The 20,512-nt window shown below is 40.8% G+C and carries 20 protein-coding genes; 8 read left to right on the top strand and 12 right to left on the bottom strand.

The features are described 5' to 3' along the window. Nucleotides 1-32: 32 nt before the first annotated feature. The 5 genes from HWQ39_RS26760 to hisF all read right to left on the bottom strand — a co-directional run bounded on the left by HWQ39_RS26760 (nucleotide 33) and on the right by hisF (nucleotide 2,886). Nucleotides 33-209, bottom strand: a complete 177-nt coding sequence (locus HWQ39_RS26760; protein ID WP_292851987.1) for a hypothetical protein — start codon at nucleotides 207-209, stop codon at nucleotides 33-35. A 125-nt stretch (nucleotides 210-334) separates the two neighbouring features. Then, the gene (locus HWQ39_RS26755) at nucleotides 335-502 is read right to left on the bottom strand and encodes a hypothetical protein (protein ID WP_292851984.1); all 168 of its coding nucleotides are present in this window, start codon (nucleotides 500-502) and stop codon (nucleotides 335-337) included. A gap of 20 nt (nucleotides 503-522) precedes the next feature. After that, nucleotides 523-1,602 carry a site-specific integrase gene (locus tag HWQ39_RS26750; RefSeq protein ID WP_292851981.1) on the bottom strand — a complete coding sequence of 360 codons (1,080 nt, stop codon included), beginning with the start codon at nucleotides 1,600-1,602 and terminating at the stop codon, nucleotides 523-525. Nucleotides 1,603-1,821: 219 nt separating this feature from the next. Continuing rightward, nucleotides 1,822-2,013: a hypothetical protein gene (locus HWQ39_RS26745; protein WP_104905483.1), complete on the bottom strand. Its 192-nt coding sequence runs from the start codon at nucleotides 2,011-2,013 to the stop codon at nucleotides 1,822-1,824. 99 nt (nucleotides 2,014-2,112) lie between these two features. Further along, nucleotides 2,113-2,886, bottom strand: coding sequence for an imidazole glycerol phosphate synthase subunit HisF (gene hisF, locus HWQ39_RS26740; protein WP_292851978.1), 774 nt, complete (start codon nucleotides 2,884-2,886; stop codon nucleotides 2,113-2,115). Between the two features lie 181 nt (nucleotides 2,887-3,067). On the opposite strand from hisF, the gene ruvB reads away from it, so the two are divergent. The 3 genes from ruvB to HWQ39_RS26725 all read left to right on the top strand — a co-directional run bounded on the left by ruvB (nucleotide 3,068) and on the right by HWQ39_RS26725 (nucleotide 6,830). After that, complete coding sequence (ruvB, locus tag HWQ39_RS26735; protein ID WP_292851975.1) at nucleotides 3,068-4,168, top strand: Holliday junction branch migration DNA helicase RuvB; 1,101 nt, start codon at nucleotides 3,068-3,070, stop codon at nucleotides 4,166-4,168. Nucleotides 4,169-4,378: 210 nt separating this feature from the next. After that, on the top strand, nucleotides 4,379-5,182 hold the full coding sequence (locus HWQ39_RS26730) for a tetratricopeptide repeat protein (RefSeq protein ID WP_292851972.1): 804 nt from the start codon (nucleotides 4,379-4,381) through the stop codon (nucleotides 5,180-5,182). 376 nt (nucleotides 5,183-5,558) lie between these two features. After that, nucleotides 5,559-6,830, top strand: a complete 1,272-nt coding sequence (locus HWQ39_RS26725) for a glycosyltransferase (RefSeq protein ID WP_292851969.1) — start codon at nucleotides 5,559-5,561, stop codon at nucleotides 6,828-6,830. Between the two features lie 187 nt (nucleotides 6,831-7,017). On the opposite strand, the gene HWQ39_RS26720 is transcribed toward HWQ39_RS26725, so the two are convergent. Further along, entirely contained in the window at nucleotides 7,018-7,461 is a 444-nt protein-coding gene (locus HWQ39_RS26720; RefSeq protein ID WP_292851966.1) for a molybdopterin-binding protein, read from the bottom strand. 94 nt (nucleotides 7,462-7,555) lie between these two features. Here HWQ39_RS26720 and modA point away from each other — a divergent pair, with 94 nt between their 5' ends. Then, nucleotides 7,556-8,350, top strand: a complete 795-nt coding sequence (gene modA / locus HWQ39_RS26715) for a molybdate ABC transporter substrate-binding protein (RefSeq protein ID WP_292851963.1) — start codon at nucleotides 7,556-7,558, stop codon at nucleotides 8,348-8,350. Between the two features lie 77 nt (nucleotides 8,351-8,427). Here modA and HWQ39_RS26710 read toward each other — a convergent pair whose 3' ends face one another. From HWQ39_RS26710 to HWQ39_RS26695, 4 genes are all read right to left on the bottom strand, one after another. Continuing rightward, entirely contained in the window at nucleotides 8,428-8,988 is a 561-nt protein-coding gene (locus tag HWQ39_RS26710) for a peroxiredoxin (protein ID WP_292851960.1), read from the bottom strand. A 57-nt stretch (nucleotides 8,989-9,045) separates the two neighbouring features. After that, on the bottom strand, nucleotides 9,046-9,288 hold the full coding sequence (sipA, locus tag HWQ39_RS26705) for a regulatory protein SipA (RefSeq protein ID WP_292851957.1): 243 nt from the start codon (nucleotides 9,286-9,288) through the stop codon (nucleotides 9,046-9,048). A 125-nt stretch (nucleotides 9,289-9,413) separates the two neighbouring features. After that, the gene (locus HWQ39_RS26700) at nucleotides 9,414-11,768 is read right to left on the bottom strand and encodes a PAS domain S-box protein (protein ID WP_292851954.1); all 2,355 of its coding nucleotides are present in this window, start codon (nucleotides 11,766-11,768) and stop codon (nucleotides 9,414-9,416) included. A gap of 357 nt (nucleotides 11,769-12,125) precedes the next feature. Next, nucleotides 12,126-13,427, bottom strand: coding sequence for an adenylate/guanylate cyclase domain-containing protein (locus tag HWQ39_RS26695; RefSeq protein WP_292851951.1), 1,302 nt, complete (start codon nucleotides 13,425-13,427; stop codon nucleotides 12,126-12,128). Nucleotides 13,428-13,560: 133 nt separating this feature from the next. Between HWQ39_RS26695 and HWQ39_RS26690 the strand changes: the two genes are divergently transcribed. The 4 genes from HWQ39_RS26690 to HWQ39_RS26675 are packed head-to-tail and all read left to right on the top strand — an operon-like array spanning nucleotide 13,561 to nucleotide 16,969. Next, the gene (locus HWQ39_RS26690; RefSeq protein WP_292851948.1) at nucleotides 13,561-15,135 is read left to right on the top strand and encodes a DEAD/DEAH box helicase family protein; all 1,575 of its coding nucleotides are present in this window, start codon (nucleotides 13,561-13,563) and stop codon (nucleotides 15,133-15,135) included. Continuing rightward, on the top strand, nucleotides 15,065-16,279 hold the full coding sequence (locus HWQ39_RS26685; RefSeq protein WP_292851945.1) for a DUF790 family protein: 1,215 nt from the start codon (nucleotides 15,065-15,067) through the stop codon (nucleotides 16,277-16,279). The genes HWQ39_RS26690 and HWQ39_RS26685 overlap by 71 nt, the downstream gene beginning before the upstream one ends. Before the next feature lie 14 nt (nucleotides 16,280-16,293). After that, nucleotides 16,294-16,527 carry a hypothetical protein gene (locus tag HWQ39_RS26680; RefSeq protein ID WP_292851942.1) on the top strand — a complete coding sequence of 78 codons (234 nt, stop codon included), beginning with the start codon at nucleotides 16,294-16,296 and terminating at the stop codon, nucleotides 16,525-16,527. After that, a complete protein-coding gene (locus tag HWQ39_RS26675; protein WP_292851939.1) occupies nucleotides 16,517-16,969 on the top strand; it encodes a PIN domain-containing protein in 453 nt (150 codons plus the stop codon). The genes HWQ39_RS26680 and HWQ39_RS26675 overlap by 11 nt, the downstream gene beginning before the upstream one ends. 79 nt (nucleotides 16,970-17,048) lie before the next feature. Here HWQ39_RS26675 and HWQ39_RS26670 read toward each other — a convergent pair whose 3' ends face one another. Beyond that, on the bottom strand, nucleotides 17,049-17,741 hold the full coding sequence (locus HWQ39_RS26670) for a PD-(D/E)XK nuclease family protein (protein ID WP_292851936.1): 693 nt from the start codon (nucleotides 17,739-17,741) through the stop codon (nucleotides 17,049-17,051). A gap of 1,107 nt (nucleotides 17,742-18,848) precedes the next feature. Beyond that, the gene (locus tag HWQ39_RS26665; protein WP_292851933.1) at nucleotides 18,849-20,186 is read right to left on the bottom strand and encodes an AAA-like domain-containing protein; all 1,338 of its coding nucleotides are present in this window, start codon (nucleotides 20,184-20,186) and stop codon (nucleotides 18,849-18,851) included. Nucleotides 20,187-20,512: the final 326 nt, after the last annotated feature.

Raw genomic sequence — 20,512 nt, 5'->3', positions numbered from 1 at the left:
CTTAAGACACTCCATACAGGACAGGGGGTCTTTTACTTTAGATAGGGGTACTCCTGCTCCTCCTCTTCAACATCAACGCACCTGCCCTCAATGATTCCATCTTCCACCCGCGTTAAAGACCAGCCACCAAAGGAAATCTCAAATCCCACTGGTAGCCTCATAAGAAGTTTAAATTTCAGAACTTCCAACAAGTCTCTTAGTAATTTCATAACAATCCTTAGTTGAGATTATTACATTATAATAGCTGACTTTAATACTATCCCCTTTCATGTCAAGAAAAATTAATAAGTTAGCTAATCTTGTAGCTAACTCATGAGGTTATTATTTTTCTAATTTAGTCTTCTTTATCCTCTTCATCTTCTTCATCATAATCAAAAATATGTTGCCATATTTTATTGCCTTCTCGCTTGACAGTGTACCCATTAACAAAAATTTCATCTCCATCTTCTAATTCAGAAAGCAATGTCAAATATTCTATTAAAGCAGGAAGGTTCACTTCCATAATGACTCCTTTTGTTTGGTTTAAAGTTCAGGTAACTTAGGTTTTTTAACTGAGCCTAAGTAATGTTTATAAAGTACTTTAATATCATGCCCTGTGATATCAGCAGTCTCTTGTATAGTCATACCAGAATCAATACAATGGCTGGCAAAAGTATGCCTAGTCTGATATAAGCTTCTATGGGGTATACTTAGTGTTTTGAGTGTAACTTTCCAGCAACGTTGACTAATGTTATGGTCATCTATACATTTACCTGTAGGGGTAGTGAATACTAAATCTTCAGGTTTCCCTTTAGGTCTTTTGAGCAGCATTAAGTAAACAGTATTATTTATTGGGACTATTCTGTATTTAGTATTCTTGGTAGTTCTCCTTTCCCTTACACTTGTATTGCCCTTGTGCCGCCCCAAAGTTTCATAGATATGTATTTTCCTTTTAGGTAAATCTATGTGCTTCCAGAGCAATCCTATGGCCTCAGAAGTCCTAACTCCAGTATTAAACAGAAGTAAAATAAAGTCGTGATAATGTGAGTAGTGTTTATCTACTTTGAGGTGGCTTAGTATTTGGTTAACTTCTGCTTTTGTGAAAGGATTAGCTTTAGGTTTTTCACCGACACGTACAGTTATTCCTTCAAATAAATCTTTTCTAAGTACTTGAAGTATAGCTAAATATCTTTTAGTAGAACTAGGGCTTAACCCTCTGGTATCTGTTAACCATTTTATAAATGCCTTAGCATCTGCTGAGGTTTTAATTAGCTTTTTATATGCTTTTAAAGTGCCTAATAAACCTACGTCAGCAGAGTTATAGTTATCTTCTATGCGTTGCTGCAACATTTCAATTAGAGGAGGGAACCTGGCCTCAGCAGGCTTAACCCCGCCCCCGTTACCTGAGTATGTTATACCCTGCAACCAAAGATTGTACTTATTAAGGGTAGTATCAAATTGACCTACCAGACAGTCTTGATAAATTAGTTTGGCACAGTAACTTAACCTAGCTTTCTCTTCAGCGTTATTCCAGTTACCCCAGGTTAAGCTGTAGTTCTCATCTTGGTAGCTCCACCTAAGTAGGCAGCTATTACCATTCCTTCTGACCTGTATTTGCCTCATTGTCTTATGCAAGTTTATGCAACTTTGCTAAGACAACTTATTTGAACTAACGTAAGAATAAGCTTTCTAGAGTTTTTGCCCTCAATGCCATTGAGGTGCGCTACCAACTGCGCTATAACCCCTTAAAGTCCATTATACATAATGTCCTAATTATTAGTACTTTGTCAAGCTTTTTGTAGAAACTAAATTTTAAATATCTTCTCTAGCACTCAGCACTGTCTACGACACTCTCAATAAGTAGGTCATGCAGTGCCCCATCAAAAAGTAAACTACTAACATGGCAGCAGCGGCCAGAGCAACTAATGTACCAGCCAACATTAAAGAAAATTCTTTACTCTCGTAGGCTTTTTCCATTAAGTGCAGCGACCATGCTACCAGGGCTACATCAAAAAGTAAAATAGGAAGCAACATATTTCTTAATATTTGTTAATACTTGTAAAATAATATTAACACCCTTTTAGGGAAGTGTGTCTAACCTTAGATGGATGTCATTAAATGAAAAATGTTGGATCAAGAGAATGTTCTGATCGGCACATTGCGATCGCACAAGTAACTTTTAATTTCTGCTACGCTTAATTGTCCGTAATGTAACAGAGATGCGAGTAATGCTGCTTCTGCTTTGCCTTGGGTTAGGGCAGTGTAGATATGTTCACAATTACCTGCACCACCAGAAGCAATGACTGGGATTTCTACAGCATCAGCGATTGCCCGTGTAATCTCGATGTCATACCCGGCTTGGGTTCCATCAGCATCCATACTTGTGATTAGCAGTTCTCCGGCCCCCCGTTTTTCAACTTCTTGTGCCCAAAGTAGGGCATCTAAGCCTGTATTTTCCCTGCCACCCCGCACATACACATCCCAACCTGGATTTTCCGGGTTATTTCTGCGTCTGGCATCAATAGCAACAACTATGCACTGATTACCAAAGCGATCGCTGGCCCGATTAATCAAGTCTGGTTCCCGCACTGCCGCAGAATTAATACTAACCTTATCTGCGCCGGCTCGTAACAAAGCTTTAACATTTTCTAAGGATTGAATGCCACCACCCACAGTCAATGGAATAAAGACCTGTTCAGCAGTTCGGTAGACTACATCTAAAATTGTAGCTCGATCTTCATGAGTAGCTGTAATATCCAGAAATACTAACTCATCAGCACCAGCTTCGTTGTAAACCTTGGCCAGTTCTACCGGATCGCCTGCATCTTGGAGATTGACAAAGTTAACTCCTTTTACAACCCGTCCCGCCTTGACATCTAAGCACGGTAAGATTCTTTTAGATAACATAATAACTTTTGTACTTCTGGGTAATTGACCGGAATTTAAATTTTAAATTGGCGCGGGTATTCTCTAACGAAAATTTTCATGGATATTGGGCATTGGCCATTGTTTATTTCTCCCCCTGCCTCCCCTGCTTCCTTATCCCCAGTCCCTAGTCCCTAGTCCCTTAAAAGTAGATAGCTGAATTATGGCGATAATCTCATCGAAAAAACAGCCTCCAGAACCCAACGGCGAACCAAAGCAGCGTCGAGAGTCGGCGAAAGCACCATCCACAGAAAATATTTTGAAGCCTGAAGCTGCTATTGATGAGCAAGAACAGCAAGAAGAAGGTATTCGACCACATCGATTTGCTGATTATATTGGGCAAAAAGATTTAAAGGATGTGCTAGATATTGCCATTAAAGCAGCAAAATCTCGTGGTGAGGTACTGGATCACTTGTTGCTGTATGGGCCGCCAGGATTGGGCAAAACCACAATGGCAATGATTTTAGCATCGGAAATGGGGGTAAATTACAAAATTACCAGTGCGCCAGCCTTAGAACGTCCACGAGATATTGTTGGGCTACTGGTGAACCTGAAGCCAGGGGACATCTTATTTGTGGATGAAATTCATCGCCTCTCGCGGATGACGGAGGAAATTCTCTATCCGGCAATGGAAGATTATCGCTTAGATATTACTATTGGTAAGGGTTCTAGCGCTCGGATTAGAAGTTTGCCGCTGTCAAAGTTTACCCTAGTGGGTGCTACAACCCGTGTGGGTGCTTTAACTTCACCACTGCGCGATCGCTTTGGTTTAATTCAAAAACTCCGATTTTACGAAGTTGACGAACTAACTAAAATTGTACTGCGAACCGCTCAATTACTCAAAACCCCTATCACAGAAGATGGTGCCACAGAAATTGCCCGTCGCTCACGCGGAACGCCACGGATTGCTAATAGATTACTAAAACGAGTCCGTGATTATGCGGAAGTAAAAATATCTGGGGAGATTAATGAAACCATTGCATCCGAAGCATTGCAACTATTCCAAGTAGATCCTTGCGGTTTAGATTGGACAGATCGCCAAATGTTGAGTGTGATCATTGAACAATTTAATGGCGGGCCAGTGGGGTTAGAAACAATGGCAGCAGCGACAGGTGAAGATACTCAAACAATTGAAGAGGTATATGAACCTTACCTGATGCAGATTGGGTATTTAACTAGAACTCATCGGGGAAGGATGGCGACAAAGGCTGCATACAAGCATTTAGGATTCACGCCGCCTAATGAACAGTTGTCATTATTGTAATTATGGGCATTGGGCAAAACAGTAATGAGTAATGAGTAATGAGTAATGAGTTAAGAGTTATTCTCCCCTCTGCCCCACTCAGCACTCTTGAGGGGCAGGGGCAATTGGATATTGGGCATTGATACTCGTAAATGAGCTTTTGAACTCCTTTCCTCTGCCCCATGCCCATACTCAATGACAAATGATAAATGACAAATTAGGTAAACCTAGATGCTTAAGTTGATTGGTATTTTTCTCAGTCTATTAATTGTCTTTGGCTGGGGTACTCCAGTCATAGCACAATCTCAAGCGCCCATTACTCAAGAACAGTTAAAGCAAGGCGATGAGTGGGCTAATCAAGCATTTGCAGCGACGAATCAAGGTGATTTTGCGACGGCTGAAACTTACTGGACAAAGATTATTGAGCAATTTCCCACTAATGCGGGGGCGTGGAGTAACCGGGGAAATTCGCGGGTGAGTCAGAACAAATTGCAAGAAGCGCTGGCAGATTATAACAAAGCCATTGAACTAGCGCCGAATGTTACCGATCCTTATTTGAATCGAGGGGCGGCGTTGGAAGGATTAGGAAAATGGGACGATGCGATCGCAGATTATAATCATGTCTTAGAACTAGATCCTAACGATGCGATGGCGTATAACAATCGCGGTAATGCCAAAACAGGTTTAGGAAAATGGGAAGATGCGATCGCAGACTACAAAAAATCTAATGAGATAGCCCCAAATTTTGCCTTCGCCCGTGCTAACTATGCCCTCGCCCTTTATGAAACAGGTCAAAAAGAGCAAGCAATCCGCGAGATGCGAAATATCGCCCGTAAATACTCCAACTTTGCTGATGTGCGTGCCGCCCTCACTGCTGCGTATTGGGTAAATGGAGAACAAGGTGAAGCCGAAAGCAACTGGGTAGCAGCCTATGGACTTGATAGCCGCTATAAGGATATTGACTGGGTAAAAAATATCCGCCGTTGGCCTCCCAGTCTAGTTACAGCTTTAGATAAGTTCTTAAAAATCCAGTAGAGGCATTGGCTGATATTATAGCGGTTCTCGTTTGGATGCAATACACAATAGGGCACAGCATTGCTGTGCCCCTACAAATGGTCTGTATTCTATGCAATTAAGAACCGCTATATTGAGCAAGCTGTTTCTACTGGCAAGCCTGTCTTGGCTTGAACACAACAATAATCAATATTGTACATATATAAGCAATCCGATAGCGAAGCGGTACCGAGTCAGACGCTCCTGAGTCGCTAACCCTGCGCTATCGAGCGTCTTTGATTCCTGAATCACTTCTAGAGATAGGGAACTCTTAACAGGGAAGAACCAAATTTCTTTTCTTTTGCCTATGTAACTGTTTTCTGATATACATCATTGTAAATATACAGAAACAGTAGTTATGACTCATTATGGGCTGATCTGTCCAGCAACAACTGGTCATCTCAACACTATGCTCCCCTTGGGTAAAGAACTCCAAAAGCGGGGTCATCGCGTCACCTTATTCGGTATACTTGATGCTAAATCCAAGACACTAGCGGCAGAGTTAGAATTCCAAGCCGTTGGTGAATCTGAATTTCCTACTGGAGTGATCGCTGAATCGATAACTCAGTTAGGTAAACTGAGTGGACTCGCCGCACTACAATATACCGTCAACTTTCTTAAAGATCAGGTGGCTGTTATGCTCAGAGATGCACCAGCAGCAGTCAAAGAAGCAGTTGTAGAAGCACTTTTAGTAGATCAAGTTTCACCAGAGGGAGGTTCTGTTGCAGAATTTCTAGGCATTCCTTTTATTACAGTTTGTAGTGCTGTGGTACTGAATCGAGAACCGAGCGTCCCACCTTATTTTAAAACCTGGGGCTACAATCCATCCTGGTGGGCGCGATTACGTAACCGAGCCGGCTATACATTGCTGAGTCGCACCGTAAAACCCATTACAGGGGTAATCAATCAGTATCGCCAAGACTGGAAATTGCCCCCACAGTTTAGCTCTAACGATCGCTATTCCCAACTAGCTCAGATTAGTCAACAGCCTGCACAATTAGAATTCCCAAGGGAAAATTTGCCCCAGTGCTTCCATTTCACAGGCCCTTATCATAGTCCAATTGGTCGGGAATTTCCTCATTTCCCTTATGAAAAATTGACTGGACAACCATTGATTTACGCCTCAATGGGGACTTTACAAAATCGCCTATTGGGAATTTTTAAGTCTATTGCAGAAGCTTGTAGTGATTTGGATGCCCAACTAGTAATTTCGTTAGGTGGTTCTGCAACTCCAGAGTCTCTGGGAAGCTTGCCGGGAAATCCTCTGGTAGTTGGTTATGCACCCCAATTGGAATTGCTTAAAAAAGCGTCTCTCACCATTACCCATGCAGGTATGAATACTACTTTAGAGTCCCTAAACAATGGGATACCAATAGTAGCAATACCAATTGCTAATGACCAGCCAGGAGTAGCAGCACGTTTGGCTTGGGCTGGTGCTGGTGAAGTGGTACCGCTTGCTAGCTTAACTGTTCCCAAGTTGCGAAATGCTGTACAAAAGGTGTTGACGGAAGATTCTTATAAAAAAAATGCAGTCAGGTTACAAGAGGCGATTCAACGAACCGGTGGTGTGATTCGGGCTATTGATATTGTGGAACAGGTTGTATCTACAGGGAAGCCTGTTGTTTCTTAGGAAATCTCTAAAATTTTATGTTTTTTATTTTCATACAACCATAAATATTGACGATATATTTATGCGACTACCAACAACATTTTATATCGTCTAAGCGTCGGCAGAAGTCATGAGGAAAGAGGGTTTCAGCCTCATTCATTTTTGTTAACATAGTTTGGTTTTATTCTGCCGACTTACTTTCCACAGCCTATTCTCTGGCAATAACTATATCGTTGGACTTAATAACGGCATAAGCCTCTTTCCCTTCTGACAAATCTAACTCTTCTACCGATACTCTGGTGATAATCGAAGTTAACTCAACTTTGTGAACAATCTCCAGCGTCACCTCACTATTAACCGCTCCAGTGACAACTCGCTTCACAACACCCTTGAGAATATTGCGGGAGCTAACTTTGAGTGGTTTCTTTTGAATACTAATTTCGATCTCAGGTATTTGAGTGTAGATATCTTCCTCTTCTGTGTTTATACTTGCTAGCGAGTTTGATGATGGAGAGTGTTGATTAAGACCACGTACCAATTCCCGAAGAATCTCGGTCTTGGTTCGCTGAGACTGGCCGCAAAACTCTTCCAAAATCTTTCGCTCTTCTTCTGAGGTTTGAAATGTGACCCACCCTTGTTCTTTTCTAGGCATATTTTTACCGATATAGTTGGTTATGTGTTGGTATATTTGGTACTATTTTACTTAGCATCAATTTTATGGAAGAAACCTTTCAAACGCATTTTTTATGAAAAGAAGACAAATTTTTGGTTTCCTGGGTATAGTAGTTGCTGGCTGGCTGTTAGCAATTGGTTTACCATTAGTTACTCCTTCTCCTGTAATAGCACAGTCAAACACCAACATACTTGTGTCCGCAGCTGCCAGCTTAAAAGAGGCGTTGGAAGAAATTAAGCCTTTATACCAACAAAGTAAATCAAATATCAATATTAGTTATAATTTTGGGGCTTCTGGTGCGTTACAACAACAGATTGAACAAGGTGCGCCAGCAGATATTTTTGTCTCTGCCGGCAAAAAGCAAGTGGATGCTTTGGAAGAAAAAGGACTATTGCTACCAGGTAGCCGTACTAACTTGGCAAATAACCGTCTAGTCTTGATTGTGGCTCAGGATGTTGTTGGCATCACTAGTTTTTACAATTTAACAGATAGTAAGATTAAAAAAATTGCGATCGGTGAACCTAGAAGTGTACCCGCCGGTCAATATGGAGAGCAAGTATTAAGGAAATTGAAAATTTACGATCGCCTCAAGTCAAAATTAGTCTTTGCTAACAATGTGCGTCAAGTTTTGGCAGCAGTAGAAAGTGGTAACGCCGAAGCAGGTTTAGTTTATGCCACTGATGCCAAAATTTCCAACAAGGTAAAAGTCGTAGTCGCTGCTGATGATAAGTTTCACTCACCAATTGTCTATCCAATAGCTGTACTCAAGAGTAGTAAAAATACTTCTGCCGCTAAGGAATTTGTCCAGTTTTTATCTGGTAGTCAAGCCAAAACTGTACTCAAAAAATATGGGTTTATCGTCAATTAAACGATTAAATACCAATTTTTTGTAAAGCTGCACAAAATCAGTCTTGGTGAGACAAGGGGCTTAAGACCCCTTGTTTTTTATGCAGAAGCCGCTGACTGCAATTTGTCTAATCGTGCTAGCACTTCTGAACTGTGAATGGTTGGGTTGACTTTGACGAAAGTCTCGCGCAAGACACCTTGAGGATCGATGATAAAACTATGGCGCATAGATAAAAAGCCGAGCCAGGAACCATAAGCTTTACTTATTGAACCATCAGTATCAGCCAACAGGGGAAATTTTAATCCCTCTGAATCACAAAATTTGGCATGAGAATCAATGTCATCAGCACTAACGCCAATAATTTGGGTATTTTTTTCGAGGTATTGGGGTAAGTCTTGCTGAAAACGACGAGCTTCTATAGTACAACCAGAGGTGAAGTCTTTAGGATAAAAGTACAGAACTAGCCATTTACCGCGCAAGTCAGAGAGGGAAATTCTGCCATCACCTGTGTTGGTTGGCAAAGTAAACTCTGGTGCGGGTTGATTAATTGCAGGAAGTTTACCACCAAGGGCATTCGCAGCAGTAGTGAAATTCAGCCAGCTGATGACAGAAATACAGCTGGCAAATAATATGCTTAAAAAAGTGCGGCGGGAAATCATGGTACAAACCAGAATCACAACTTTACACAAGTTTACAATTCTTGGTTGCGAGATATCTCATTCTAAATGAGATTCGGGAGGGGTATCTGTGCTTTCGATGTATTGACTATCTAAGAGAAAAGCCCCCCTAGTAAAGCGAATACCCCAATATCCACCGGGTCTACGGTCAATAACTATGCCTTCTTCGCCAATGTGAATCACATTAGGAGGGCGCAGCATGGGCATGGGTTCAGCAGTTTTGACGTAGGCTGGTAGTGCCACAACCCGGACTTTACTACCAATTGCGAATTCTTTAGACATTTTAATCAAGCTGAGAGTTTTGAATTAACTCATAACTCATAACTAGCTTGAAAGTCTAGTGACACACTCCCACACTATTGCTGAATTCTTGGAATCACTCTTTGATATTAGATGCTTACAAATTTCTAAATGGTTTTCATTGGTAGACTGACAACGAATGTTGCCCCCTGTCCAATTCCTGGACTTTTGGCACAGACTGTACCACCATGTAATTCTACCAAGTGGCGGACGATCGCTAACCCTAATCCTAGTCCACCATGCGATCGCGTGGTGGAACTATCTGCTTGACGAAAGCGTTCAAATACATGGGGTAGAAATTCGGCAGCAATTCCTCCTCCTGTATCACTCACCTGAATTTGCACGCAAGATTCAATCCGCTGCAATTGCACATCAACTCTTCCGCCTTTGGGTGTAAACTTGACGGCGTTGGAGAGCAAATTCCACACAACCTGTTGCAAGCGGTTGACATCTCCCACAACTACCTCTACTTCTGGATCGAATCTACACTTGATACTAATCTCTTTCGCCTGGGCTGCTGGGTATACAGTATCAATTGCCGCCTCTATAAGTGTTATAACTTTTACTTGCTCCATGCTGAGATGAAGTGTACCTCTAATAATTCGTGATACATCTAGAACATCTTCAATCAGTTGTTTCAGGGATTTACTGTTACGCTCAATTGTCTCTAGTGCGCGACCAGTAACATTTTCATCAAATTTGCGTTTCCTAAGTATCTGCGACCACCCAAGTATAGCATTTAGTGGTGTACGGAGTTCGTGAGAAAGTGTAGCCAGAAACTCATCCTTCATCCGGTTTGCTGTTTCTGCATCGGTGCGTGCGGCTTGTTCGCGCTCAAGCAGTCGTTCGCGTTCTTGCTCTGCTAACTTGTGAAGTGTAATATCTGTGCTTAGGACAACAAATCCTTCTACTTTCTCTTGCTGACTGAATTGGGGAACGTAAGTAACATTCACGTAATGGTTTTTGCCATCTTTATCGGATAATTGGGTTTCGTAAGTTACTTGCTCTCCTGAGAGTACTGTTTCTACGTAAGGAAGGATTGATTGATAAACCGACTCTCCCAAAACTTCTCTTATGTGTTTACCAGAAATTTCGGAAGCAGGAAGCCCAAACCAGTCTTCATATCCTTTATTATTAAAACGATAATGCTGCTTACTATCAACATAAGAAATCTTGACGGGTACAGCATTTGTAATCAGGCGTAGCTCATCTTCTCGTTGACGCAGTGCTGCTTCTGCTTGTTTGCGTTCTGTGATGTCGCGTTGAGTTCCCCACGCTCTGACTAAAAAGCCATTTTCGACAATTCCCACCAGATTATTCAAAAAATATTTGGAATTACCTTGCTTATCTATTTCATGAGACTCGGCATCAATTAGTCGGTAGTTAGAACGGATAAAATTACGCAGGTATGCAATATTATGTGGATCGGAGGGAACAAGAAAGTCTCCTAGTCTGACACCGATAATTTCTTCGGCACTAGAACAGCCATACATCTGCGCCATCACATTGTTACATTCTGCTAAGTAAACATATTGGTAAAAATGTTGAATTTGTTCATCTTCTGGGCAATCTAGCGAAATTGGTACTTCCAGTTCGATGCACCAAATACCTTCTGAACTATGCTCTAAAAAAGCGCGGTAACGTTCTTCGCTTTTGGAAAGAGCAAGCTCTACTTGTTTGCGTTGGCTTAAATCAAGTACAAAACAGATAACATCCTCTGGAGTATTTTCTAACAAAGCGCAACCTAATAGGATGGGAACGCGGCTGTTATCTTTGCGGATGTATTGGTTTTCAAAGGGCTGACACACGCCTTTAGTTTTGAGTTCTGCGAGCGCACTATTGTTAGCTTCAATATATTCTGGTGGTATCATGTCGCGCCATCGAACTCGCCCTGCTAGTAAATCCTCCCGCGAATAACCTACCATTTCTAAAAAAACATCATTAGCTTCTGCGATCGCCCCGTCCATATTGGCTACAATTACTCCAATGATGTTGGACTCTACCAACCTTTTAAACCTTGCCTCACTCACCTGTCGCTTCTGCAAACTCGTTTGTAGATGTTGTTTGGCAGTGCGTAACTCTGAGTTTAGCAAGGTGATGAATGTTGTCATCAGTACAAATAAGCCTAAGCGTCGTATGCTGTCTAGACTCGCAACCAAGAGCGAAAACACTGGCTCTAAGAAAAAGTAGCTGACGGCTAAAGTAGACAAAGTAGTAGCCAGTAACCCTGCTTCTATGCCGCCATACCAGGCACTAATCGCCACGGCAGCAAAAAACAGCAGAAAAATAGTTGGTTTCAGTAGTGGCTGTAGCAATAGTGTTAGTAGTAATGCGCTACCAACAGCTAATAGTGCCACAGCATAGGGTGCTAGAAGGGAACGTATTCCTTTCAATGTAGCTTCTCCTTTTATGCAGCTAGCTAAAGGATTATTCCCAAAATCAGCTAGAAAATGCGTAGGCATAGCCTTTTATAGACATCGCTCAACACCTATCATGCATTAAAAGAATATACACCTAAGTAGTTACTTGCGGCGAATCTATCTAAAGTAGTAAATCTTAGATTTAGCAAAGCTTAAATAATCTGATACTTATAATTATCGCTTTAATTATATATGTTTTGTTTTTGAGTCTCTGTCAAACAGTAGAGATTTATTCAGAAGAATTCAAAACTCAGTAGTCAGAATTCAGTATGAATTGAAGTCATATTAGAGACTTTCAAATAAAAAAATATCCAATTAACTCTTGTGGGGTGGGCATCTTGCTTACGCCACAATATTCAGGATTCTGAATTCTGAATTCTGAATTATGACTCCTATTTATTAAGTTTTTGAATTAATTTCCTTGAGTATATAAGTCATCATTTCACCTTTACCTTTAACTTGAATTAAACCTCGTTTTTCCAATAAGTACTTATCCTTTAAAAGCTGATAACTTGCTTCACAAACCTGGATACTACCTGCAATACCATGAGATTCCATTCTACTAGCTGTATTGACTGTATCTCCCCAAAGGTCGTAGGCAAACTTTTTCAGCCCAATCACCCCTGCGACTACTGGCCCAGTACTAATGCCAATACGAATGCAAAAAGATTGGTTATTTTCTTCGTTAAACGTAGCTACAGCCTTTTGCATATCCAATGCCATATTAGCCATCGCTGGAGCATGATTGTTAGATTGGTTTGGCAACCCAGCAACAGCCATATATGCATCACCAATGGTCTTAATTTTCTCTATTCCATGACGTTCTGCTAATTGGTCAAACAAACAGAAAATTGTATTTAATAACTCAACTAACTCCGCAGGAGATGTCCGACTTGAAAGCTCTGTAAAGCCAACAATATCAGCAAATAGCACCGTAACTTCCAGAAAGCTATCGGCAATAGTCGTTGGTTGTTGTTTTAATTGTTCTGCAATCATCTCTGGCAGAATATTTAGTAACAGCCGTTCTGATTTGTGCTGGGCTAGTTCCATTGACCTACGGGCGTAAAATTCTTTTTTTCGCAAGCGTTCGTATAAATAGACAGAGAAAACACAAATGATGCAAGTCCAAAAGAAATATAATCCCTGCTCAATGTAAAAAGCTGATGGGTTTTTTAATAAGGGATTATATGATAAATATAAAATTAGATAGCAACTAATTGTCCCAAGTTGTGCTATTAAATGTAGCCACCATTGTACTGGAACGATTGTAGCCTGAGTGAGAAACATTAAATTCCAGAAATTGGTTTTAGGTTCTAGACTATTAAACAGTAAAGCAACATCAATTTGGACTACACAAGTTACAGACCAACATAAGCTCAAAAAAATTAGGTTTGGGTAACGACGACCTATAGAGGTTTTACATAAACCCCAACAAATTAGTGTGAATAGTTCTACTACAATACCGATTTTAAAGGCGTATATCTTGCCTTCTAATTGGGAATTTGCCCAAAGAAAAAAAGCGGTTAAAGTCAAGCCAGCTACCAGCATAATCTGCGCCTGCAATTGCAGCCGTTTCAGCAGAAAGCTCTGTCGCTGTTCTTTGTAGGATTCGGCAAGGTTATTGTTGGTTTGCCGATAGGACATTCCGTGACTAATGAGGGCATCTAGTTGAGTTTTATCTGAATTACTTGGATTAATCATGCACTTTTTACGTTATTAGTAATCAATGGACTAGGAAATGGGGCATGGCGAATAGAAATAATTCCAATGCCCAATCCCCAATGCCCATTACCCCTTATCTCCAGAGGGGGCCCCACCTTCCCCAATCCCCAAAATGGCTCGTACCCCTACATTAAATTTTGATCGTGGCACATTAATTTTGCATCCACCACCACGCGGTAAAGGTTGGATGGATTACGCTACGTGGGATGATAGAGTTGAAAAATTCCGCATTCCAGCAGTTAAATACCGATCGCTTGTAGAAGCACTACAAGCGGAAGATGTTTATTTTATCGATGAGGCCAAGGAATTTTATCCTATAGATTTGGTTCCTACCCTGGAAATGGAACCCTATCCCCACCAGACTGAAGCGCTAGCGGCTTGGAAACTGGCGGGTAGACAAGGGGTGGTTGTGCTTCCCACGGCGGCGGGAAAGACTTATTTAGCGCAAATGGCGATGCAGTCAACACCACGCACGACGTTGATTGTAGTGCCTACTTTGGATTTAATGCATCAGTGGTATGCACATTTAGTTGCGGCTTTCCCTGATGCCGAGGTGGGATTGTTGGGAGGTGGTTCGCGGGATAGAACGGCTATTTTAGTTGCAACTTATGATAGTGCCGCAATTCACGCTGAAACCTTGGGAAATCAATATGCGTTAATTGTTTTTGATGAATGCCATCATTTACCGACAGATTTTAATCGGGTAATTGCTGAATATGCGATCGCACCTTATCGTCTGGGACTCTCTGCCACACCAGAACGTACTGATGGGAAACACGCTGACTTAAATATCCTTATTGGACAAGAAGTATATCGCAAACGCGCTGAAGATTTAGCGGGGAAGGCGTTAGCGGAGCATGAAATTGTCCAAATTAAGGTAAAGTTATCGCAACTTGAGCGGGAAAGATACAATCAGTTAATTCAAACCCGCAATGACTTTTTGAAGCAATCAAAGATTTCTTTGGGGAGTTTGCAAGGTTGGCAAATGTTCGTGCAAATGAGCGCGCGATCGCAATCTGGACGGAGGGCGATGTTAGCGCATCGAGAAGCGAAAGATATCGCTTTGGGTACTGATGGGAAGTTGCGAATTTTAGTTAATTTATTGGCAGAACATTATCCGGCGAGAATTTTGATTTTTACTGCGGATAATGCAACGGTTTACCGCATTTCTCAAGACTTGCTAATTCCGGCAATTACTCATCAAACACCTGTGAAAGAACGCCATGAGATATTAACAAAGTTTCGAGAGGGTAAATATAATACTTTGGTTGCTTCTCATGTGTTGAATGAAGGGGTTGATGTACCTGCGGCAACTGTTGCAATTATTTTATCGGGGACTGGTTCGGCTAGGGAGTATACTCAGCGCTTGGGGAGGATTTTACGGAAGGGGAATATTGAGAATAAGCAGGCGATTTTATATGAGGTGGTGGCGGAAGATACGAGTGAAGAAGGGACTTCGGCTAGGCGAAGAGGGGAGAGAAAAGCAGAGGGAGAAAAGAAAGGGAAGTTACAGGTTGTGTATGGGAGTGGAAAGGAAAAAAGTTTGAAGGCTGCGGAACAGATAGAAATTAATTATTCAACCGGAAATCCAAAATCTAAAATCCAAAATTCAGCAGATGTTACCGACAGATTTACTGATGCATCGCCAAAACGGGGAGGAGATCATCCCGAAGAGACTGAAGATTGATCGAGCAACTTCGGATTTGGCGATTGAGTTAATTAATTATTTTCAATCAGCAGTGGGTAAAACTCAAGGTGTGCTTGAGCGACAACTGATTGATTTTGAAGGAGATTCGACAGATTATCGGGTGAAGCGGGGATTAGCTTATATTCTCAAAAGCAGTTTTTGTACTTTTGAGGTGGTTAGTCCTTTGGAACCACAAATGTTAAGAGAACGGGTGTTTTCTCTGGCTGCAAAGTCTGTTTCTAGTCGAGAATCAACACAAGTTACTCTGAGTAAAATTGCTGATGAGTTAACTCAAGAACTTGAGCGGGAAGTTTTATTAGAACAGGTTCGTAATGGGTTATATGCTGATTTATCTGAGAATAAAATTTTGACTGTTTTTGATGCACCGACAGCGCCAGATGTGTTAAATCGATATAACTTATCTCAGGTGCAGGGTGTGTTTTATAAAGCCAGTCAACTGGTGTTAAATGCTCATCGGAATGTTCCGGGTGAATATAAGCTATTATTTCGCTATTTGAAGTTGTTTCAATTGATGGCTTATATTGAGGGCGATGCTGACCACGGGTTTACAATTACGATAGATGGGCCGACGAGCTTGTTTAATCCTAGTACGCGATATGGGTTAGCGATCGCTAAACTTATTCCTGCTTTACTTCACGTTACTAAATGGAGTCTTTCTTCGATTCTCCAAACCCGTGACGCTTATACAAATGCTTGGAAAACTGGACGTTTCACTCTCAATTCCGAATGTGGTTTGGTATCCCATTATCCACCAGGTAAGCCCTACGATAGTATGTTAGAAGCATCTTTTGCTGATAAATGGGATGCATTGAAAAGTGGTTGGGCGTTAGAACGAGAAGTTGATTTGATCCCAATTCCTGGTAGTGTGATGATTCCCGATTTTCGCTTGGTTCATGCTGATGGACGCACATTCTTATTAGAAATTGTTGGTTATTGGCGACCAGAATATTTACAAAAGAAGTTTTCTCAGGTGCGGCGGGCTGGACGTGATGACTTAATTTTGGCAATTTCCGAGCGACTTAATTTAGAAAAAGCGGGAGTACAATTAAATGATGTCCCCGCTAGAATTGTTTGGTTTAAAGATAAGTTATTGCCGAAAGCTGTATTAGCTGTAATGGATTGAAAAGGAAGAATGAGATGAAAGCTATAGAAACAATTGCCACAGTTACCAAAGATGGTAAGATTACAGCGCAATTACCATTGGATATTCCAGAGGGTGAGCATCAGGTAGTAATAGTAATTGATGAAAAGCCTTTGGCTGAGAAAGCAGAGAGCAAGGAAAAGCGTCCTCCTCTAAACTTTCCTGTGCATAATTATGGCCCTTGGCCTGAAAATCTTTCTTTAACACGTGAGGATATGTATGGTGATTGAGGGCGGTGAACCTGTTTTTCTAGACACAAATATCCTGGTGTACGCTAGTCAGATTCAGTCTCCATTTCACCAAGTTGCGATGGAGGCTATCCAAGGTTTTTATGATGCAGGAGTTGAGTTGTGGATTAGCCGACAAGTATTGCGGGAATATTTGGCTACTTTTACCCGTCCGCAACAATTTGCCAACCCACTACCCATTGCAATAGTAATTCAGGATCTCCGCTATTTCTATAACCGATTTCGGGTGGCTGAAGATAATTCTCAAGTGACAGAAAGGTTACTGACACTCATGGAAGAAATTTCTAGCGGTGGTAAGCAAGTTCATGATGCAAATATTGTCGCTACGATGCTAGTTTATGGCATTCCTCAGTTACTCACTCACAACATAAGTGATTTTGCAAGATTTTCTGGGTTAATTACTGTCTTGCCATTACAAGGTTAGATTGGTTGTTGTTACTACACATGAAAATTTACTTTACGTAACGAAATACAGTATTTCGGTAATTGTGCAATCCTACTGATTAACTCCAAACACTTCTGCGTTCCCAATATTCAGTAACTCTTTTTTCCCACTGTTCCCAGTAATCTTTAATGACTGCTGATTCAAACCAAAATACCTCTGCTGGCATTTCTGGAATCGCTACTACTAAGAGAGCGTGCTTTAGCTGAATGCCATAATCTCGATAATATTCGTTAGCTGCTCCTATGTATGCCGTAAGTTGCAGTGGATGTTCATATAAATGCTCAATTGAACCTTTGGGTTTGTCTGCTGTTTTCCACTCGCAAATACAGGGAATACCTTGATAGCTGGCAATACAATCAACTTTGCCAGAATAGCTCAAATCATGATGAAAAACTGAGCCTTCTACAAGTCTAACTGTGTCGATTTGTTCTAAAACTGGCTTGATACTCTCCCAATAAGGGCGACTCGCTTCGGGACAAACAGGGTTTTGTCCAAGAAGGTAGCGCTCAATTTGCTTGTGTGTTTGGGTTCCCCGACGGCTAGCAGTTGTAGTAATGCGGGTAGCTTCTTCTGTACCAACACGCGCTTTCCAGTTTAATAATCTGTCTCGGTCTGCTTGTGATTTGGTGGCATTAAGTATTGTAGTCACGCTGGGGAAGCGATTTCCCTTGGTATCTACATAATATTGTTTACCATTTTCTCTTTTGGCTGTAGCATTAATGCGTGGTAGTAGTTGGGTATCAAATTGCATCAGTTGGTGTGTTTACTTTGAGATTCCCTCAAGAAGGAAAGTGAATAAAACCCCTTTCCATTGTAAGGATTGGAAAGGGGTGGGGGTTTGTTAGAGTGCAAAATGTCACTTTTACCGCTTATTCTTTCAAATCATCCGCCACTTAAAATCTATTAAACTCAAATCCGTAAGTCTGAGATATGGCGTCTGTTGCATTACCCGCCATAGGTTAGAAACCTATGTAGCTAAAGTCTTCTTTAGAAAACTCAGAAAGGGTTTTAGTCCACTTGAGTGGACTTGAGCTATTAGCCTTGCAATTTATTGTAAGCTGGGATATAGGGTTAACTGCTAAATATGTGTGATATATTTCCGCAATAGACAGAACTGCATTTGTATCTCCCCGTGCAATATCGTATTTCATTATTAAATTATGGAACTTGTAACATTAACAGCTGTTGCAACTGCGATCACTACGCATTAGATATTTTTCAGCGACGGTTAGGGGCAAATCATCTTAATACTGTTACTGTGCGTGAAAGTTTAGCATATTTTTGCGATCGCCTCCCCCAAAATCCACAATAAGCTAGTTTTGTGCAAAGCATACCGTAATAAAACTGAAAAGCGCGATCGCCTAGACTAAAATTCATATTGAACTAAGTAAAAATGCCATTCAACTTACTCAAAATGAGCTTTGACTTTCTCAAAATGAGCTTTGACTTTCTCATTTTGGTGTTTTCCGCAAGCAAAATAAGCTTTGACTTACTCAAAAGCAGCTTTGACTTTCTCATTTTGGTGTTTTCCGCAAGTAAAATAAGCTTTTACTTTCTCAAAATAAACTTTTGCTTACTCATTTTGGTGTTTTCCGCAAGTAAAATGAGCTTTTACTTTCTCAAACCCCAATTTGCTTACTCATTTAAGTAATTCGCACATTCATTTTGGTATATCATTAAGCCGAAAGCTACCGTAGGCGTAGCCCATCGGAGACATCGCTCTAGAAAAGAAGTGTAAATCTACAAGCGATCGCCTTTGGTGGTTTAGAGGTGAATGAGTGCGATCGCTTTTCTTTAGAGAAAGTTGTAGAAGAAGCTATATTAGCAGAGTTTATCTAAGTACTAGTATTTATAATATTTAAACTCTCACTTTTTTCAGATATTGCCGGAAATATAACCGATATAATTCACACGCAACAGTACTGCGATCGCCTTCTAAATTAATTAGTCCTAAACTCTGTAATTTATCTGCCAATGCTGGCTCTAATTTCACATAATTTGCAGTACTAATAACTTCCAAAAAAGCATCTCCCAATTCTGGCTCATCTTGTAGCGCTAACACATACTGTCTGAAATAATCGTGATAAATTCCGGCTTCTGTGGGTGCTTGTTGCAATAACTGCCCTAAATCCCGTTTTAATCCCCTTTTACCTACAAGGTGATAGAATGCCAACCTCACCAAATAAGGATTTCCTCCTACCATTGCCATCAAAATTTCAGCATCTTTGCCATCTGTCCAATCCAAGCCATGACGTTGGGCTAAATCCTGCACCTGCTCTTTCGTAAAGGGAGGTAAATTAATTCTCAAACCAATATTAAATGGCGATTGAGTCAATCTGATGGAAACAATAATTTCCGTTGAATAAACCAGAACCAGACGTAATTTTTGCCAAATTTCTACCCTTTTGGCTTGTTCATGCCACGATCGCACCAATGGTAGCAGTTCTCCAGCTATTTCCTGATCCTTAAACACCCAATCCACTTGATTTAATACCAAAACCAGGGGACTTGAGAGCGCAGATAGTAAATATTGTTGGAAATAGATAGAACAGCTAACTTTGCTATCCATATCTTCATCCCAATAATCATTAAGTTTTGGTTCTAGTTGTAACTCCTGGCTCACATTTGTACAGAACCAGCGTAAAAATTTATCCAAACTGGTAAATACTGCTTTGTCTGCTTGTTGAAAGTCCAAAGTTACGGTGTGAAAGCCTTGCTTTTTAGCGCGTGCAAGCAACCGTACAATCAAAGAGCTTTTCCCCATCTTTTTAGGTGCTTTGATGCAAATAACACTTCCAGGTTTAGCTATTTCTGCATAAGCGAGTTCTTCAATTGGCGGACGAGGGATATAAAATCTGGAATTAAGGGATACTGGCCCACTCGGAAATTCTAAGGAGATTGCTGTGGCTGCTTGGTTGAATTCCTTAACTAACTGCTGATGCGCTTCACTGAGAGGATGGCTTTCTAAAGTCAAGCGGAAATTGGATTTATTTATTGGTTCTTTACAAAAATTACTCAGTACTTGCCATAGATGAGCAGCAATTTTCTTAACACGTTCTTCGCCATAGTGCGCTTCGCAGGCTATATTGGTGTAGGTTTTTCCTTCCCACGAAGAACGCAAGATCAACTCTTGGAGTGTCGTTAAACCGGTTGCTTGACTGGCTTTTAGTAGCAGTACTAGTTCATCTATAGTCATTACTGATTGGCTCTAATTCAGCATAAAATTTTTTCACACCATGATGTTTGGTGTTTAGTATAAATAGCAGCTAGCTATTACCAAAAAAGCTACAAACAAGCCTTGACAATTTTTTTACAAATTTTTCTGAGTTTTTAGGTAATTATATGTGATTTGAACTACTTTTTTTAGACATATCTTAGAATGTAGATGCACACAATAGAGCGATCTTTTTCTCAAAAATCGCCAATTGCGATCGCAACATAGGTTACACTCATTTGTTTACTTTTTTTAATTCCATCCAAATTTATGATCTGGGCTGATATATCTCTGACCAAAATTACAGC

This window comes from Nostoc sp. NMS8, from assembly GCF_017115045.1.
Lineage (GTDB): Bacteria > Cyanobacteriota > Cyanobacteriia > Cyanobacteriales > Nostocaceae > Nostoc.
Note: the sequence above shows the minus strand (reverse complement) of the source record. Positions and strands in the feature narration are given on the sequence as shown.

Excerpts from the sequence above, each read along its gene's own strand:
- HWQ39_RS26730 (WP_292851972.1), top strand. The coding sequence starts at position 4,379 with ATGCTTAAGTTGATTGGTATTTTTCTCAGTCTATTAATTGTCTTTGGC.
- HWQ39_RS26700 (WP_292851954.1), bottom strand. The coding sequence starts at position 11,768 with ATGCCTACGCATTTTCTAGCTGATTTTGGGAATAATCCTTTAGCTAGC.
- HWQ39_RS26695 (WP_292851951.1), bottom strand. The coding sequence starts at position 13,427 with ATGATTAATCCAAGTAATTCAGATAAAACTCAACTAGATGCCCTCATT.
- sipA (WP_292851957.1), bottom strand. The coding sequence starts at position 9,288 with ATGTCTAAAGAATTCGCAATTGGTAGTAAAGTCCGGGTTGTGGCACTA.
- HWQ39_RS26685 (WP_292851945.1), top strand. The coding sequence starts at position 15,065 with ATGTTACCGACAGATTTACTGATGCATCGCCAAAACGGGGAGGAGATC.
- HWQ39_RS26710 (WP_292851960.1), bottom strand. The coding sequence starts at position 8,988 with ATGATTTCCCGCCGCACTTTTTTAAGCATATTATTTGCCAGCTGTATT.
- ruvB (WP_292851975.1), top strand. The coding sequence starts at position 3,068 with ATGGCGATAATCTCATCGAAAAAACAGCCTCCAGAACCCAACGGCGAA.
- HWQ39_RS26755 (WP_292851984.1), bottom strand. The coding sequence starts at position 502 with ATGGAAGTGAACCTTCCTGCTTTAATAGAATATTTGACATTGCTTTCT.
- HWQ39_RS26745 (WP_104905483.1), bottom strand. The coding sequence starts at position 2,013 with ATGTTGCTTCCTATTTTACTTTTTGATGTAGCCCTGGTAGCATGGTCG.
- HWQ39_RS26720 (WP_292851966.1), bottom strand. The coding sequence starts at position 7,461 with ATGCCTAGAAAAGAACAAGGGTGGGTCACATTTCAAACCTCAGAAGAA.
- hisF (WP_292851978.1), bottom strand. The coding sequence starts at position 2,886 with ATGTTATCTAAAAGAATCTTACCGTGCTTAGATGTCAAGGCGGGACGG.
- HWQ39_RS26725 (WP_292851969.1), top strand. The coding sequence starts at position 5,559 with ATGACTCATTATGGGCTGATCTGTCCAGCAACAACTGGTCATCTCAAC.
- HWQ39_RS26690 (WP_292851948.1), top strand. The coding sequence starts at position 13,561 with ATGGCTCGTACCCCTACATTAAATTTTGATCGTGGCACATTAATTTTG.
- modA (WP_292851963.1), top strand. The coding sequence starts at position 7,556 with ATGAAAAGAAGACAAATTTTTGGTTTCCTGGGTATAGTAGTTGCTGGC.
- HWQ39_RS26665 (WP_292851933.1), bottom strand. The coding sequence starts at position 20,186 with ATGACTATAGATGAACTAGTACTGCTACTAAAAGCCAGTCAAGCAACC.
- HWQ39_RS26670 (WP_292851936.1), bottom strand. The coding sequence starts at position 17,741 with ATGCAATTTGATACCCAACTACTACCACGCATTAATGCTACAGCCAAA.
- HWQ39_RS26675 (WP_292851939.1), top strand. The coding sequence starts at position 16,517 with ATGGTGATTGAGGGCGGTGAACCTGTTTTTCTAGACACAAATATCCTG.
- HWQ39_RS26760 (WP_292851987.1), bottom strand. The coding sequence starts at position 209 with ATGAAATTACTAAGAGACTTGTTGGAAGTTCTGAAATTTAAACTTCTT.
- HWQ39_RS26680 (WP_292851942.1), top strand. The coding sequence starts at position 16,294 with ATGAAAGCTATAGAAACAATTGCCACAGTTACCAAAGATGGTAAGATT.
- HWQ39_RS26750 (WP_292851981.1), bottom strand. The coding sequence starts at position 1,602 with ATGAGGCAAATACAGGTCAGAAGGAATGGTAATAGCTGCCTACTTAGG.